Origin of the sequence: Nocardia sp. NPDC051832 (genome assembly GCF_040681285.1) — a bacterium.
Classification (GTDB): Bacteria; Actinomycetota; Actinomycetes; order Mycobacteriales; family Mycobacteriaceae; genus Nocardia.
In genome coordinates this window covers 89443-107121 of sequence record NZ_JBFAYL010000008.1, presented here as the reverse complement: position 1 = coordinate 107121, position 17679 = coordinate 89443, and the positions used below count along the sequence as shown (strand labels likewise).

Annotated in this window: 6 protein-coding genes (1 of these 6 only partly in view); 4 read left to right on the top strand and 2 right to left on the bottom strand. The window is 70.1% G+C overall.

Annotated features, from left to right (window positions below; all coding sequences use genetic code 11):
• Window positions 1-25: 25 nt before the first annotated feature.
• Together pucD and AB0M14_RS35935 are read left to right on the top strand one after the other, a co-directional pair.
• Window positions 26-2371: a xanthine dehydrogenase subunit D gene (gene pucD / locus AB0M14_RS35940; protein ID WP_365004040.1), complete on the top strand. Its 2346-nt coding sequence runs from the start codon at window positions 26-28 to the stop codon at window positions 2369-2371.
• A 4-nt stretch (window positions 2372-2375) separates the two neighbouring features.
• Complete coding sequence (locus AB0M14_RS35935; protein ID WP_365004037.1) at window positions 2376-2993, top strand: nucleotidyltransferase family protein; 618 nt, start codon at window positions 2376-2378, stop codon at window positions 2991-2993.
• Here AB0M14_RS35935 and AB0M14_RS35930 read toward each other — a convergent pair.
• Together AB0M14_RS35930 and AB0M14_RS35925 are read right to left on the bottom strand one after the other, a co-directional pair.
• A complete protein-coding gene (locus AB0M14_RS35930) occupies window positions 2965-3312 on the bottom strand; it encodes a VOC family protein (RefSeq protein WP_365004034.1) in 348 nt (115 codons plus the stop codon). The two genes, AB0M14_RS35935 and AB0M14_RS35930, sit on opposite strands and share 29 nt — an antisense overlap.
• Before the next feature lie 71 nt (window positions 3313-3383).
• Complete coding sequence (locus AB0M14_RS35925; RefSeq protein ID WP_365004031.1) at window positions 3384-4619, bottom strand: alpha/beta hydrolase; 1236 nt, start codon at window positions 4617-4619, stop codon at window positions 3384-3386.
• 814 nt (window positions 4620-5433) lie between these two features.
• Between AB0M14_RS35925 and AB0M14_RS35920 the strand changes: the two genes are divergently transcribed.
• Entirely contained in the window at window positions 5434-5574 is a 141-nt protein-coding gene (locus tag AB0M14_RS35920) for a hypothetical protein (protein WP_365004029.1), read from the top strand.
• Window positions 5575-5671: 97 nt separating this feature from the next.
• A protein-coding gene (locus AB0M14_RS35915) for a type I polyketide synthase (protein WP_365004026.1) crosses the window boundary here: on the top strand, window positions 5672-17679 show its 5' portion. The gene runs 4519 nt beyond the window's last position; only the first 12008 of its 16527 coding nucleotides appear in the window; it begins with the start codon at window positions 5672-5674; its stop codon lies off the right edge, out of view.

Here is a 17679-nt window from a genome sequence, read left to right as displayed (position 1 = left end):
CGCCGCAGTCCCAAGGAGTCAGCTCATGAGCAGAGCGCCCGGAACGCATCGATCCACCACCCTGGTGCAAGGCGCGCAGACGCAGCAGGGGAAAGGCGTCGGCAGCAGCGCGCTGCGGCCGGACGGCACGCTCAAGGTCACCGGCGAGTTCGCCTACTCCTCGGATCTGTGGATCGACGGCATGATCTGGGCGACCACGGTGCGCAGTCCGCATGCGGCCGCGCACATCCGGTCGATCGACACCAGCAAGGCGCTGGCGCTGCCGGGCGTGCACGCGGTGCTGACGCACGAGGACGTGCCCGGGGCGAAGACCTACGGGATGAAGATCGCGGACCAGCCCGTGCTCGCCATCGACCAGGTCCGATACCAGGGTGAAGCGGTCGCGCTGGTGGCGGCCGACGACCCCGAGATCGCGCGGCGCGCAGCCGAACTGGTCGTGGTCGACTACGAAACGCTGGAGCCGGTCACCGACTCGGAGCTGGCCCTCGACCCGGGCACGCGCGTGCTCCACGACGGTTCGAACCTGGTGCGGCACGTCAAGATTCGGCACGGCGACATGGCGCGCGCCCGTGCCGAAGCGGACGTCGTGGTCAGCGGCGACTACGAGGTCGGTATGCAGGATCCGGCCTTCCTCGGCCCCGAATCCGGTCTGGCCGTTCCCACGCCGGACGGCGGCGTCGAGCTGTATGTCTCCTCCCAGTGGTTGCACAAGGACCTCGAGCAGATCGCGCCGTGCTTGGCGCTGCCGCTGGACAAGGTCCAGTTGACGATGGCCGGCGTCGGCGGCGCTTTCGGTGGCCGCGAAGACCTTTCGGTCCACGTGCACGCCTGCATGCTGGCGCTGCGTCTCGGCAAGCCGGTGAAGATGATGTACAACCGGTACGAGTCCTTCTTCGGGCATGTGCACCGCCATCCCGCGAAGATGCGCTTCGAGCACGGCGCGACTCGCGACGGCAAACTCGTCTACGTCAAGGCGCGCATGGTCTTCGACGGCGGCGCCTACACCTCTACCTCGCCGGTCGTGATCGCGAACGCGTCGTACTTCGTGGCGGGCGCCTACGAGGTCCCGCACGCCGAGATCGACGGCCTGGCCGTCTTCAGCAACAACCCGCCGTGCGGCGCGATGCGCGGCTTCGGCGCGGTGCAGTCGGCCTACGGCTGCGAATCCAATATGGACAAGCTCGCCCGCGAACTCGGCATGGATCCCCTCGAACTGCGGCTGAAGAACGCCATGACCACCGGCACGATCCTCCCGACCGGCCAGGCCGTCGACGGCCCCGCCCCGGTCCGCGAACTGCTCGACGCGCTGCGCCGCCGCCCGCTGCCCGCGACCGAGTCGACCGGCGATCTGCGCACGCTCCCCGGCGGCGTCGGCAACACCACCCACGGCGAAGGCATCCGCCGCGGTGTCGGGTATGCGGTGGGCGTCAAGGCGATCGGCTACTCCGGCGGCGTCGACGACATCTCCACAGCTCGGGTAACCCTGTCGATCGCGGCCGGGTCGCCCGTCGTCTCGATCCACACCGCCGCCGCGGAATGCGGACAGGGCATCACGACAGTCCAATCGCAGATCGCCACAACAGAACTCGGCGTCACCCGGGTCGTGGTGCTGCCCGCCGACACCCAGATCGGTGACGCGGGCTCCGCCTCGGCCTCCCGCATGACCTGGATGTCCAGCGGCGCCGTTCAAGGCGCCTGCCGTCAGCTCGCCCGCGAATTGCTAGCCCGCGCAGCGCGGTCCACCGGCCGCGACGCCGCCGCGCTCGCGCTCGGCGGCGACGCGATCATCGATGCGGGCACCGGCGAGGTGGTGACCTCGATCGCCGACGTGGTCGGCTCGGACACCTTGACCGAGATCCACGAATACCACCACCGCCGGACCGAGACCATCGACCCGGAACGCGGACAAGGCAACGCCCACATCGCCTTCGCGTTCTGCGCCCACCGCGCCGTGGTCGATGTCGACGTAGACCTCGGGCTCGTCCGTGTCGTCGAACTGGCCGTGGCTCAGGACGTCGGCAAAGCCATGAACCCGCTCGCCGTCGAAGGCCAGATCGAAGGCGGCAGTGCCCAGGGCCTCGGATTGGCGCTGATGGAAGAAATCATCGTCGATCCCACCGGCAAACTCCGCAATCCCTCCTTCACCGACTACCTGATCCCCACCATCCTCGACGTCCCGCCCATGCCGATCAGCATGTTCGAATTCCCGCACCCGGATTCGCCCTACGGTCTCAACGGCGTCGGCGAACCTCCCACCCTCTCCTCGACCCCCGCGATCCTGAACGCCCTCCGCGCCGCCACCGGTCTCGACCTACCTCGAATCCCGGTACGCCCCAACGACATCGCGCTCGCCGCGACCGCGGCGCACTGACGCCATGCGATTCGGCTCCGTCCCACCGGCCGCCCTCGGCATCGTGCTCGCCGCGGGCGCGGGCAAGCGCTACGGCTACCCGAAAGCCCTCGCCGACAACGGCGCCTGGCTGCACCGGGCAGCGACGGCCCTGCGCGCGGGCGGCTGCGACGCGGTGCTCGTGCTACTCGGCGCAACCGGCCCCGCACCGCAGACCGTCGCCATACCCGAAGGCGCCCAACCACTGTGGGTACCGGACTGGGCACGCGGCCTCAGCGCCTCGCTCCGCACCGGCCTGGCCACCGCCGCGAAGGCCGGAGCCGAATACGCAGTCATCATGCCCGTAGACACCCCCGACGTCGGCCCCGACACAGTCGCCCGCGTCCTCACCGCAGCCCGCGATACCCCCGGCGGCCTGGCCCGAGCCGTCTTCCATCACACCCCTGGCCACCCGGTCGCCCTCTCCCGCAACCACTGGGCCCCGATATACGCGGCAGCAGAAGGTGATTCAGGAGCCCGCGCCTATCTCACCGCCCACCCGGGCCTGACCCTTGTCCGCTGCGACGACCTGGCCACCGGAATCGACCACGACTACCGGCCCCGCGACGGCTCTGTCAGCCGGTCTGTTCGGTGTAGAGGCTGAGCTGATTGCCGTCGGGGTCGGTGAATTCGCAATAGTCGATCAAGCCCTCTACCCGGATGACTTCGCCGATCTCGAGACCCAGGCCGACCAGCCGGGCGCGTTCGGTCGCGGTGTCGGGCACCTCGAATCGCAGGATCCATGGCCCGCCGCCTTGCTCCACCGCCATGAGCTGGAGCCACCAGCCGTCCATCTTGTATTCGGCGACGCCCTCGACCGGTTCGAGATCGGGTGCGCCGAGCTCGAAGGCGCGTTCGTACCAGCGGCGGGCGGCCGCCAGATCCGTGACCGGTATGCCCACTGTCGCACTTGTCGCTTTCATGACACTGCCTTTCTGTGCGGAATAGCTGTCATCTATGCGACGAACGGCGGAGCCGATATTCGACAGTCGGCTCAGCGATCGAATCGAGCGTTCACCCAGCCGAGTGCGTCGGCGAAGCCCGCGGCGATCAGGCCGCGGTGATCCACGCCGGGGTAGGTCCGGTATTCGACGGGCTGACCGGCGAGCCGCTGCCGGGCCACCATGGCGTCGGTGCCGGGCGGGGTGACGACGGTGTCGGCGAGCCCTTGCTGCACCAGCAGGGGAGTGCTGAAGGTCAGGGTGCTGGGATCGTTGTCGTTGAGCACGCCGAGCAGTGCGCCGAGGTTCCCGTCCTGCGTGAAGACCTGATCGGCGCGCAGCCCACCCCAGGAATCCGGAGCCCGCAGCTGGCCGACGCAGCGGTCGTCGGCGTCCCCGACCATCGACTGTGCCTCGGGTGTAAGGAATTTCGCCGGATCTATCTCGGCCGCGGTTTGCGCGCCACGGATGAACAACGGCAGGAACGCCGCGGCGCCGGGCGACGCGGCGCCGACGACATCGGAGATCCCGGTCCGCTCGGCGAAGGCGAGCGCTCCGACAGACGGGGCGAGATGCGACGCCGGCGCCATCGACACCGACCCGATCAGTCGCAGCGACGGCGCCCAGTCCTGCGAGCGGGCCCCGGCGAACACCGCCGCCTGCCCGCCCTGCGAATGCCCCATCGCCACCCAGCGCGGGCCGATCTCGGGCGCGATCTCGCGCGCGGCCAGCGCCATATCGGCGACGGCGCGCTGTTCGGTCTCACCGATGAGATAGCCGTGCGGGCCCGGGGTGCCCAGCCCCTGGTAATCCGTCTGCGCCACCGCGTATCCGGCCGCGATCCACGCGGCCTGCGTCTCCCGTACCCGCGCGGTGTAGTCGTGCGCGAGGAACGCCGCCGACGTGTCGCGCGATGGCGCACACACATCGGCCGTGCCGGTGGTGCCGTGCGCCCAGGAGATCAAAGGCCAACCGCCCTCGGGGACCGGACCGTCGGGCACGGCGACCGTACCGGATACCGCGACCGGGTTCCCTTGCAGATCCACCGACCGATAGAGCACCAGGACATTGCGCGCGCCGGGCAGCCCTGGATCACCGTCCAACGCGCGCATCCAGATCACCGAGCCGTGCGGTCCGGAAACCAGATCAGCCGGCGGCGAATAGAATTCGAGCCCACCGGGCACGTCGACCGGAGCCTCGGCGACAGCCGGAACGATCCCGGCAACCAGGACCAACCCGGCGACGACACCGACCAGCGCTCCCCACATCCCCTTGGACCCTGCGCTCACTACAAACCTCCATGTCGGATCGGCCAGACCTGGAATCTGGATACACGCCGCACCGAGGCGACCCTATAAGGATCCTGCCCGCGGTTCGCCCGTGGACACGCGGTTGCGGGTCGCCCGCATCCTCTCCGCGAAACACCGGGTGGGTCGGCGCGGGCAGTGTGGCGCAACCGGCACTGAATCTGGACGTATGCCCAGATTGGCGTGCGTCGCGGTTGGCCGATCGGGTCTCCGGAATCGATCACGGTTTCTGCCGCTGACGCGCCCGGCTGCGCACTCCGCGCATGGCGTGACCGGAATTGAGCAATCTGCTCAATTCGGTGTGCATCGATTGAGCACCCCCCGGATCGTGGTGCGCGTGGTCGGCAGTCGAGCGTGCTCGGAATGGCGTGGCTCACAGATCGGGTCTCGAGCAGGCCGTTTACTCCGGGCGAGGCTCGAACCGCGGCGGCTTCCGGTGCCCGCCGGAGGCGTGCCGATGGGCTTTTCCGGTTTTGGCCCGAGTCAGCATATTGTTGCGTAACAAGGGATTTGGTTGACACCCTCGTCCGGGCCTGGTTACGCTCGTGACCTGTTTGTAGCGCTCAAACGTTCGATCATCCTCGTCCCATGATGGGCCGATTTGGCGAACGAAGCTGTGTTGCAATGGATGTGGAGCTCGGCCTCGGGATGCGCGGTCAGTCACCGCTGGTTCCCCGGCGGGCCGCAAGTCGATGGGTGTCGGGTGCGACACGTGAATTGTCTTGCCGCGGTGCGCGTTCGGCGCCTCGATCAGCCGCGTCATATCGTTCGACAGCATTTCCTGTGAGGAGCGTGCATGACCCATGCGCTGATCATCGTGGCCGGTGTTTCCGGCCCGGTGCGGAAACTCGGCTACGCCGTCGGCACGTCGAGCTTCCGTGACGGCAGCGGAAAGCGCTGGGGCACACGCCGATTCGCGAGTACGACGAGCCGGTAACCCCGTCGCTAACTGATCCACACCGGCCTACGTATTCCTGATACCGGGATCGATTTGGCGATCCCGGTGATCGATGCGCTCACGTCAAGGTTGAACAATGTTGTCTGAACCGATCGCGGTCGTTGGCGTCTCCTGCCGTTTTCCCGGGGCTTCCGGGCCCGCGGAATTCTGGCGCCTGCTCCGAGCAGGGGTCGATGCCCTCACCGGCATTCCGGAGCACCGTGGGGGTCGCGCGGGTATGCGCGGCGGCGTCCTCGATCGAGTCGACGAGTTCGATCCCGCCTTCTTCGGCATTTCCGCCCGCGAAGCGGCCGCGATGGACCCGCAGCAGCGCCTGATGCTCGAACTCGGCTGGGAGGCACTGGAAGACGCGCGCCTGATCCCCGGCCGGCTCGCGCAGACCAGGACCGGGGTCTTCATCGGCGCGATCGCGGACGACTACGCGACCCTGATGCACCGGCACGGCATCGATGCCGTCACCCAGCACACCATGACCGGGACCAACCGCGGCCTGATCGCCAACCGGCTCTCCTACGTGCTCGGCCTGCGCGGTCCGAGCATGAGCATCGATGCGGCCCAGGCGTCCGCGCTGGTATCGGTACACCTCGCGGTGCAGAGCTTGCACCGCGGCGAATCCACCCTCGCCCTCGCCGGCGGCGTCCAACTCAACCTCGCCCCGGACAGCGCGGTCCGAGCCGACCGATTCGGGGGTCTGTCCCCGGACGGCCGCTGTTTCGTCTTCGACGCGCGCGCCAACGGCTTCGTCCGCGGCGAAGGCGGTGGCCTGGTCGTCCTGAAACGGCTGGCCGACGCACACGCCGACGGTGACCGCGTCTACTGCGTCATCCGTGGCAGCGCGATCAACAACGACGGCGGCGGTCCCAACCTGACCGCCCCGAACGTAGTCGCACAGCAAGAACTTCTACGCCAGGCCTACCAGCAGGCGGGCCTGGATCCAGCCGTGGTCGACTACGTCGAATTACACGGAACCGGCACCAGGATCGGTGACCCGGTCGAGGCGGCGGCCCTGGGCGCGGTGATCGGTGCGGCCAGGCCCACCGGAAGCCCGCTCGCGGTCGGCTCGGTGAAGACCAACATCGGTCACCTCGAGGGCGCGGCCGGAATCGCCGGGCTCCTCAAGACGGTCCTCAGCATCCACCACGGCGTCCTGGCCCCCAGCCTCAACTTCGAAACACCGAATCCGGACATCCCGTTGGACGCCTTGAACCTCCATGTCCAACAAGCCGCGGCGGAGTGGACATCCGGGCGGCCGCGCGTGGCGGGCGTGAGCTCATTCGGCGTCGGCGGCACGAACTGCCACGTAGTCCTCGCTGAATATGTGGCAGCCGGGGAGGGCACGGCGACCGGGCGATACGCGCCGCGAGGGGACGGCTCGGCGGCCGGGGAGGTTGCCGCGGGGGAGAAGGGCGTCGTGGCGGCGGAGTCGCGGACGGTTGCGGCGGGCGCGCTGCCCTGGGTGTTGTCCGGGCGCGACGAGGAGTCGCTCCGGGCTCAGGCGCGGTCCTTGCGCGCGTACCTGCGGGCCGATCCCGGCTTCGAGTCCGCGGACATCGGTTACTCGCTGGCGACCACGCGGACGGCGCTCGAACATCGCGCCGTGCTTCTCGGGGACGATCCGCAAGCCCTGCTGGATTCGCTCGCGGAGGGCATGCCCGCGCCGGACCTGCTGCGCGGCACAGTAGTCGGCGACGGCTCGGCGGTGTTCGTCTTTCCCGGTCAGGGGTCGCAGTGGGCGGGGATGGCGCTGGAGTTGCTGGAGTCCTCCGCGGTTTTCGCCGCGCGGATCCGGGAATGCGGTGAAGCGCTTGCGCCGCATGCTGATTGGTCGCTGACCGAGGTGCTGGGTGATGCGGCGGCGCTGGAGCGGGTCGATGTGGTGCAGCCCGCGTTGTGGGCGGTGATGGTGTCGCTGGCGGAGTTGTGGCAGTCCTATGGGGTGCGGCCGTCCGCCGTGGTCGGGCATTCGCAGGGGGAGATCGCGGCCGCGTGTGTGGCGGGTGCGCTGTCGCTCGAGGACGCGGCTCGAGTTGTCGCGGTGCGCGGCAGGCTGCTGGCCGCGGTATCCGGCGGGGGCGGGATGGCCTCGGTCGCACTGCCGGTAGACCGGATCGAGCTGGTGGACGGGCTGTCGATCGCCGCGATCAATGGGCCCAATGCCGTTGTCGTGTCCGGAGCGTCCGGCGCGCTGGACGAGCTGGTGTCCAGCTATCAAGCCGCGGGAGTTCGAGCTCGCCGGATCGCTGTCGACTATGCCGCGCATTCCGCCGAGGTCGAACCGCTCCGCGCCCGTCTGCTGGCCGAGCTGGCGGACATCCGTCCACTCCGGCCCGGCATTCCGATGCTGTCGACTGTCACGGGGGAGTGGATCGACGACGCCGGGCTGGACCCGGAGTACTGGTACCGGAATCTCCGCGAACCGGTCCAGCTCGAATCCGCTGTCCGGATCCTGGCCGCAGCCGGTCCTCGCGTGTTCGTCGAAGCCAGTCCCCATCCGGTGCTATCCACCGGAATCCAGGAGACGGCCGGGGACGCTGTCGTAGTCGAGTCGCTGCGGCGCGGTGACGGCGGGCAGCGCCGGTTCCTGACTTCAGTCGGGCAGGCTTGGGCGCACGGGGTCGCTGTCCGTCCCGAGGCAGTGTTCGCCGGGACCGGTGCGCGCCGGGTCGACCTGCCCACTTATGCGTTCCAGCGCCGCCGGTACTGGTTCGACGATGTCGAGGAAAGCCTTGCCGCGCAACCGGCTCGGGCGGTCCGCCGGGAGCCCGGTGGCGAACTGGACCTCGTGCGCGCGCATGCCGCGGCAGTGCTCGGCCAGGCGTCCCCGGACGCGATCGATACCGGCCTGCCGTTCCGGGACCTGGGCATCGATTCGCACCTGGCGGTGGAGCTGCGCAACCGGTTGAGCACCCAGACCGGGCTGCCGCTGCCCGCGACACTGCTGTTCGACTATCCGACCTGCACCGCGGTGGCCGACTTCTTGACAGCTGAATTATCCGGCGCGCGTGCGGAATTCGTACCGGCCGAAGCGCAGTCGGCGACCGCGCACGACCCCATCGCGATCGTCGCGATGAGCTGCCGGTTGCCCGGCGGCATCGATTCACCCGAAGACCTGTGGCGGCTGCTCGCGGCGGGCGGTGACGCGATCGGCGACTTCCCGGCCGACCGCGGCTGGGATCCGCATCCGGACACCGCCTTTCCGCGTATCGGCGGATTCCTCTACGACGCAGGCGATTTCGATCCGAGTTTCTTCGGTATCTCGCCGCGAGAGGCGCTGGCGATGGATCCGCAGCAGCGGCTGCTGCTGGAGACCTCGTGGGAGGCGTTCGAGCGGGCCGGCATCGATCCGGCCGCGCTGCGCGGCACGCGGACCGGGGTGTTCATCGGCGCGATGGCGCAGGACTACGGTCCGCGCCTGCACGAGGCCGCCGCGGACGGATTCCTGTTGACCGGCAATCTGGCCGCGGTCGCGTCGGGCCGGTTGGCCTACACCTACGGTCTCGAAGGCCCCGCGCTGACCGTGGACACGGCGTGCTCCTCCTCCCTGCTGGCTCTGCACCTGGCGAGCCAGGCGCTCCGCCAAGGCGAGTGCTCGCTGGCGCTCGCGGGCGGCGTCACTGTGATGGCCAACCCGGGCATGTTCGTGGAATTCGCCAGGCAAGGCGGGCTGTCCCCGGACGGCCGCTGCAAGGCGTTCGCCGCCGAAGCCGACGGAACGGGCTGGAGCGAGGGCGCGGGTCTGCTTGTGCTGGAGCGGCTTTCGGACGCCCGCCGCAACAATCACCGGGTACTGGCGGTGCTGCGGGGCAGCGCGGTGAACCAGGACGGTGCGTCGAACGGCCTGACCGCCCCGAATGGTCCGTCCCAGCAGCGGGTGATCCGGCAGGCGCTGGCCAACGCCGGTCTGGTCGCGGCGGATGTCGACGCGGTGGAGGCCCACGGTACCGGGACGGTGCTGGGTGATCCGATCGAGGCGCAGGCGTTGCTGGCGACCTATGGTCAGGACCGGGATCGTCCGCTGTGGCTGGGCTCGCTGAAGTCCAATATCGGTCACACGCAGGCGGCGGCGGGCGTCGCGGGCGTCATCAAAATGGTGCTGGCACTACAGCATCAGAAATTGCCCAAGACCTTGCACGCGGACCAGCCCTCGCCGCATGTCGACTGGTCGACGGGCGCGGTCGAGCTGTTGACCGAACCGGCGCCATGGCCGGAAACCACCCGCCCCCGCCGCGCGGGCATCTCCTCGTTCGGCATCAGCGGGACCAACGCGCACGTCATCCTCGAGCAAGCCCCTCCGATCGCCGACCCTCCGGCCGCTCCGGTGCCGCCGGTAGTGCCCTGGGTGCTGTCGGCGAAGACCCCGGCAGCGCTCCGCGCGCAGGCACAACGATTGCGAACGTTCGCCGACACCGCGCGGCAACCCGACCTGCCAACAGCCGACACCGCGCGGCAACCCGACCTGCCAACAGCCGACACCGCGCCGCAACCCGACCTGCCAGCAGTCGACGGGGCGGCTGAAGCCCAGCCGTCTGTCGACTTGACGGCTGCTGCTGGGCCGATTCTTGACTCGCCGGCTGTCGACGCGCCAGTTGGCGTGGGGCCGGCTGTTGGCTCGGCGGGTGGTGTGGGGTCGGCTGTTGGCTCGGCGGGTGTTGTGGGGTCGGCTGTTGGCTCGGCGGGTGGTGTGGGGTCGGCTGTTGGCTCGGCGGGTGTTGTGGGGTCGGCTGTTGACCTCGCGGCTGTCCCCGGGCCGGCTGTCGATCTGCCGGTTGCCGACCTCGCGGCTGTGGGCCGGTCGCTGGCGGCCCGATCCGTGCTGGACAGTCGTGCGGTGGTGCTCGGTGCGAATCGCGAAGAGCTGCTTTCCGGTCTGACCGCGCTGGCGGAGGGGGCGACCGCCCCTGGCGTCCTCGGCGGCGGTGGCAAGGTCGCCTTCGTCTTTCCCGGTCAGGGTTCACAGTGGCCCGGGATGGCGCTGGAGTTGGCGGAGTCCGCGCCGATTTTCGCGCAGCGGCTGGCGGAGTGCGGCGATGCGCTGGCGCCGTTCGTCGACTGGTCGCTGCCGGACGTGCTCGGCGACGCGGCGGCGTTGGCGCGGGTGGATGTGGTGCAGCCCGCGCTGTGGGCAGTGATGGTGTCATTGGCCGAGTTGTGGCGGTCGCACGGCGTGGAACCGGCTGCGGTGGTGGGGCATTCGCAGGGCGAGATCGCCGCTGCCGTTGTGGCGGGCGGATTGTCGCTCGAAGACGGCGCGCGAGTGGTCGCCTTGCGCAGCCGGGCTCTGCTGGCTGTGTCCGGGCGGGGCGGAATGGTGTCGGTCGCCCGGTCCGCGGAAGCCCTCGGTCCACTCGGCGCGGGCCTCTCGCTGGCCGCGGTGAACGGCCCCGGCTCGGTGGTGATTTCGGGTGATCCAGGTGCCCTGGCCGAGTTGCTGACGCGGTGCGAAGCGGAAGGTGTTCGCGCCCGCCGTATTCCGGTGGACTACGCGTCGCATTCGGCGCACGTCGAGGCGATCCAGGCCGAGCTGTCCGAGCTCATGGCGCCCGTTCGCCCGAAATCCGGTGCGATTCCGTTCTATTCGGCCGTGACCGGCAAACTGCTCGACACCGTCGAATTGAGCGCCGAGTACTGGTATCGCAATCTGCGCGAAACGGTGCGGTTCGAACAGGCCACCCGAGCGCTTATCGCGGATGGCCATCGGGTGTTCGTCGAGACGAGCGCGCACCCGGTGCTGACCGCCGCGATCCAGGAAACCGCCGAAGAGGCGGTGGTGGTCGGCTCGCTGCGCCGCGAAGAAGGAGATCTGCGACGGTTCCTGACCTCGCTGGGCGAAGCCTTCTGCGGTGGCGTACCGGTCGACTGGGCCGCGCTGTTCCCGGGCGCACGCCAGATCGACCTGCCGACGTATCCCTTTGAAAGGCAGCGGTACTGGCTGCGACAAGCCTCCGTTGCCGAGCCCGTCGCCGACGCGTGGCGATACCGGATCGATTGGCAGCCGCTGCCCGAGGCCGAGTCCCGCTGGCCGGGAACCTGGCTGGTGGTCGCCCCACCGGACGAGACCGAATTCACCAGTGCACTGGCACGCCGCGGAGCCCAGGTGCTCCGAATCGCACCCGGCGCTGGTGTCGCCGGGGAGCTTGCTGGAATCGGTTCGGTCGGTGGTGCGGGCGTTACCGGGGAGCTTGCTGGAATCGGTTCGGTCGGTGGTGCGGGCGTTGCCGGGGAGCTTGCTGGAATCGGTTCGGTCGACGGTGCGGATGTCGCCAGGCAGCTCGCTGGAATCGGCCCAGTAGACGGTGTGCTGTCGCTGCTGGCGCTGGACGAGCAGCCGCACCCGCTCTATCCGGCGGTACCGCAAGGGTTTGCGCAGACGCTGGCACTGGTGCAGGCGCTGGGCGCGGCGGGCATCGAGGCTCCGCTGTGGTCCGCCACGCGCGGCGCGGTCTCGGTTTCGGGCGAGGCCCCGCAGCCGGATCAGGCCCTGGTGTGGGGCTTGGGCCGAGTTGCGGCACTGGAACTTCCGGATCGCTGGGGTGGTCTCGTGGACTTGCCGCGACACGGCGATCCGGCCGTGGTGGATCGGTTGATCGGCGTGCTTTCCGGAACCGAGGACCAGGTCGCGGTGCGTGCGGACGGGGCGTTCGGCCGCAGACTTGCCCGGGTGGCGCCGGGCCGCAAGGGTTCTGACGGTTGGGCGCCGTCGGGAACTGTGCTGGTCACCGGAGGCACCGGCGCGCTGGGCGCGCATACCGCCAGGTGGCTCGCCGCGAGCGGTGCCGAGCACCTGGTCCTGGTGAGCCGTCGTGGTCCCGCGGCAGCCGGAGCCGCCGAGCTCGAAGCCGAACTGCGCGCGCTCGGCGCCGAGATCACCGTCGCCGCTTGTGATGTGGCCGACCGCGCTGCACTCGCCGAATTGATTTCCGGATTGCCCGCACTGGATGCCGTCGTGCACACCGCCGCGGTGCTCGACGACAGCGTGGTCGAGGCGATGACCATCGATCAGGTCGATCGAGTGCTGCGGGTCAAGGCGCGCGCCGCCTGGAATCTGCACGAGCTGACCCTCGATCGAAATCTGTCCGCGTTCGTGCTGTTCTCGTCGCTGGCCGGTGTGGTCGGCACGCCCGGTCAGGGAAACTACGCGCCGGGCAACGCGTATCTGGACGCGCTGGCCGAATTCCGGCGCACCCTTGGACTGCCCGCTACCGCGATCGCGTGGGGTCCCTGGGCCGGAGACGGCATGGGGCAGGGCGAGTTCGGTACGGTCGCCCGGCGGCACGGGGTGCCGATGATGCGCCCCGCGGCGGCGGTGCGCACTCTGGAGGAGGCGCTGGAAGCCGGCGAGTCCGGTCTGCTGGTGGCCGATATCGAGTGGTCCCGGTTCGCCGTGGCCTTCACCGCGACCAGGCCGAGCCCGCTGCTGGCCAGCTTGCTCCCCGCGGCCCCGGTGGCGGCCGCCGCCGAACCCGGCGCGCGGTCGATGCTGCATGTGGTGCGGCAACAGGTCGCGACGGTGTTGGGTTATCCCGATGCCGAAGCGGTCTCTCCCGCGAAGGCATTCAAGGATCTCGGATTCGACTCGGTCACCTCGGTCGACCTGCGCAACCGGCTCATCGGTGCGACCGGCCGGCGCCTTCCGGCCGCCGTGGTCTACGACTACCCGTCGCCGCAGGCGCTCGCCGAATTCCTGGGCGGCGCCGGTGAATCCACCGACCGCCCGGCCGCCGCGGCCGCGCCGGACGAGCCCATTGCGATCATCGGTATGGCCTGCCGTTTCCCGGGCGGAGTGAACTCACCGGAGGACCTGTGGGAGCTGGTCCTCGCCGAGCGGGAGACAGTCTCCGGATTCCCCGCCGACCGCGGGTGGGACACTGCCGGACTGTTCGATTCGGACCGCCTGTCGACGCGCGCGGGCTCATTCCTCGACGACGCACCAGCATTCGACGCCGGCTTCTTCGGCATCACCCCGCGTGAGGCGCTCGCGATGGATCCGCAGCAGCGGCTGCTGCTGGAAACCTCCTGGGAGGCTTTCGAACACGCGGGCCTCGACCCGGAAGCGCTGCGGGGCAACCAGATCGGCGTCTTCGCGGGCACCAACGGCCAGGACTATTCCGCGGTGCTGCGCGCGGACGGCGGCGGCGAGTTCGAAGGCTATCTCGCCACCGGAACCTCGGCGGCCGTGCTGTCCGGCCGGGTCTCCTACGCGTTCGGTTTCGAAGGCCCCGCGGTCACCGTGGACACCGCCTGCTCGTCCGCGCTGGTGGCGCTGCACCTGGCGGCCGAATCTCTGCGCAAGGGCGAATGCGCGCTGGCGCTGGCGGGCGGGGTGACGGTGATGTCGACTCCGGACCTGTTCGTCGAATTCTCCCGGCAGGGCGGCCTGTCCCCGGACGGGCGCTGCCGGGCGTTCGCGGGCGGCGCGAACGGTACCGCCTGGGGCGAAGGCGCGGGGATGTTGCTGGTCGAGCGTCTTTCCGACGCGCGCCGCAACGGGCATCCGGTACTGGCGGTGGTGCGCGGATCGGCGGTGAACCAGGATGGCGCTTCGAACGGGCTGGCCGCCCCGAACGGTCCGGCGCAGCAGCGGGTCATCCGCCAAGCCCTCGCCGATGCCGGTGTGACCGCCGCCGAGGTGGACGTCGTCGAAGGCCACGGCACGGGAACCACACTCGGTGATCCGATCGAGGCCGAGGCGCTGCTGGCCACCTACGGTCAGGATCGGGAGCGGCCGCTGTGGCTGGGGTCGATCAAGTCGAACATCGGCCACACGCAGGCGGCCGCCGGTGTCGCCGGTGTGATCAAGATGGTGCAGGCGATGCGGCACGGTGTCCTGCCACCCACACTGCACGCCGGCGAACCGACCCCGCATGTCGATTGGTCCGCGGGTGCGGTGGCGCTGCTGGCCGAGACGCGCGACTGGCCGGAGCTGGATCGGCCACGCCGCGCCGGGGTTTCGTCGTTCGGCATCAGCGGCACCAACGCGCACGTCGTCCTCGAAGCGGAGGGCGAGGCCGCGTCGGAGGTGCGCCCGAGCGCCCCGAGCGCATTCGTGCCCTGGGTGCTTTCGGGCAAGGGCGAGAGCGCGGTGCGCGCGCAGGCGGCGCGGTTGCTGGCGAGTGCACCGGACGCGCCACCGGCGGACGTGGCGTTCGCGCTGGCGAAGACACGCGCAGCCTTGGCCGATCGGGCCGTTGTCCTGGGTGCGGACCAGGAGGAACTCCGCGCCGGACTGCGTGCGCTGGCAGCCGGTGACGTGTCCGCGAACGTGCTCCGCGGGTCGGTGGCCGAAGGGGGACTGGCGTTCCTGTTCTCCGGCCAGGGTTCGCAGCGGCTGGGGATGGGCCGCGGACTGTACGAGGCGTATCCGAGCTTCGCGGCGGCCTTCGACGAAGTCTGCGCAGCCATGGATCTGCCACTGCGAGAGGTGATCTGGGGTGCGGACCGGGATCGGCTGAACCAGACCGAATACGCCCAGGCCGGGTTGTTCGCGCTGGAGGTCGCGCTGTTCCGGCTGATGGAGCACTGGGGCATCCACCCGGACTACCTCCTGGGCCATTCGATCGGCGAGTTGGCGGCCGCCCACGTCAGCGGGGTGCTGTCGCTGCACGATGCCGCGGCACTGGTCACTGCGCGGGGCCGGTTGATGCAGGCGCTGCCCGCCGGTGGCGTGATGGTGGCGGTGCAGGCCGCGGCAGCAGAACTGCGGCTGATCGAGGGCGTGAGCATCGCCGCGATCAACGGACCGAACGCGGTGGTCCTGTCCGGTGACGCGGACGCGGTGCCGCAGGTCGTCGGAGCTCGAAAAGCAAAGCAGCTGAAGGTCTCCCATGCCTTCCATTCCGCCCGGATGGAGCCGATGCTCGACGAATTCCGGGCGATCGCGGCAGGACTGTCCTACCGGTCGCCGCGGATTCCGATCGTGTCGAACCTGACCGGCGAAGTGGTCGAGGTCTTCGACGCCGAGTACTGGGTGCGGCATGTGCGGGAGTCGGTGCGATTCGCCGACGGCATGGCGTGCCTGGCGGGATCGGGTGTGCGGACCTTCGTGGAGCTGGGACCGGACGGCACCCTGACCACGATGGGCCGGGACTGTGTACCCGAGGCGGGCTTCACCCCGCTCCTGCGCAAGCAACGCCCGGAGCCCGAAGCGGCGATATCCGCTGTGGCACAACTGCATACCCGGGGGATCAGCCCGGACTGGGCGGCCTTGCTACCCGGTGCCCGCTCGGTGGAACTGCCGACCTACGCCTTCCAGCGACAGCGCTACTGGCCGGTCCGTGCGGCGGCCACCCCGGACGCCCTGCGTTACGGGATCGACTGGTGGCAGCTCGCCGAGCCGGATCAGCCGGTGGCCACGGGCAATTGGGTGGTCGTGGGCCCGGCGGAGCACGAGCTCGTGGCGTCGTGCGCGGCGACGCTGGCGGCCCACGGCGCGACCGTGCGCGTCGTGACGACCATCGAGGACGCGCGCGGCGTCGACGCCGACGGAGTGCTGTCGCTCGCGGCGCTGGACGAAACCACCGCCGTCGCAGCGACCTTGGCGATTCTCGCCGCGGGTATCGAGGCCCCGCTGTGGTGTGTGACGCGGGGCGCGGTATCGACCCGCGACTCCGACGTGCTGGAAAGCCCGATGCAGGCCCAGATCTGGGGCCTCGGCCGGGTGGCCGCGCTGGAACATCCGCAACGGTGGGGCGGCCTGATCGACCTGCCCGAGACGCTCGACGTGCAGGCCCAGGCACGCCTGATCCAGGTGCTCTCCGGAGCGGCCGGTGATGACCAGGTGGCAGTGCGCCCGTGGGGGTTGTTCGGACGCCGCCTGACCCGGGCGACTCGGAAAACCCTGGCGCACAAGACCTGGCGACCGCGCGGGACCATCCTGATCACCGGCGGGACCGGTGCGCTGGGCGCACACGTAGCCCGCTGGCTGGCTCGCAACGGCGCCGGGCACCTGGTGCTGACCGCGCGGCGCGGCCCCTCCGCGCCCGGTGCGGCCGACCTGGTCGCCGAACTCACCGAGCTGGGCGCGCGGGCCACCGTCGTCGCCTGTGACGTGGCCGATCGCGCGGCGCTGGCTCAGGTGCTGGCGGATCATCCGGTCGACGCCGTGGTCCACGCCGCCGGAATCAGTCACATCGCACCGCTGTCGGAGACCACACCGGCCGACCTCGCCGAAACCACCGCGGGCAAGGTGCTCGGCGCCGCGCATCTGGACGAACTGCTCGGCGATCGGGAACTGGACGCATTCGTGCTGTTCTCCTCGATCTCCGCGGTCTGGGGCGTCGGGGGACTGGGCGCTTACGCCGCGGGCAACGCCTACCTCGACGCGGTGGCGCAGCAGCGCCGCGCCCGCGGCCGGACCGCGACCTCGATCGCCTGGGGACCGTGGGCCGACGGCGGCATGGTCGAAGCGCAAGGCGAACAGGATCCGCTGCTGCGGCGCGGTGTTCCGGTCATCGCCCCGGAGCGCGCGATCGCCGCGCTGCAGCAGGCGCTCGATCACGACGACACGGTCGTGGCCGTGGCGGAGGTGGACTGGGCGCGGTTCGCGCCGTTGTTCACCCTCGAACGCCCGAGCCCGATGCTGGCGGGAATCCCCGAGGCGCGCCGCGCTACGGAACCGGAACCCGCCTCCGGACGGGCGGAGCGCGTGGCCGCGGTCAGCGACGAGGAGTTGCTGGAACTAGTTCGTCGCCGGGTCGCAGAGGTGGCCGGGCACACCGGCAGCGCGGCGATCGAACCCGGACGGTCCTTCCACGACCTGGGGTTCGATTCGCTGACCGCGGTCGAACTGCGCGACCGGCTCACCGCCGACAGTGGGCTGACCTTGCCTGCGACCCTCGTTTTCGACTACCCGACCCCACTCGCGGTGACCGAGTACCTGGCCGCGGAACTGCGCGGCGGGCAGGCCCCCGCCGCGGCCCTACCGGCCACCGCCGCCGACACCGACGACCCGATCGTCATCGTCGGGATGAGCTGCCGTTTCCCCGGCGGCATCGATTCCCCGGAAGACCTCTGGCAGGTGGTCAGGGACGGCGTGGACGCGCTCTCGGAGTTCCCCGCGGATCGCGGCTGGGACTTGCACGCCCTGCC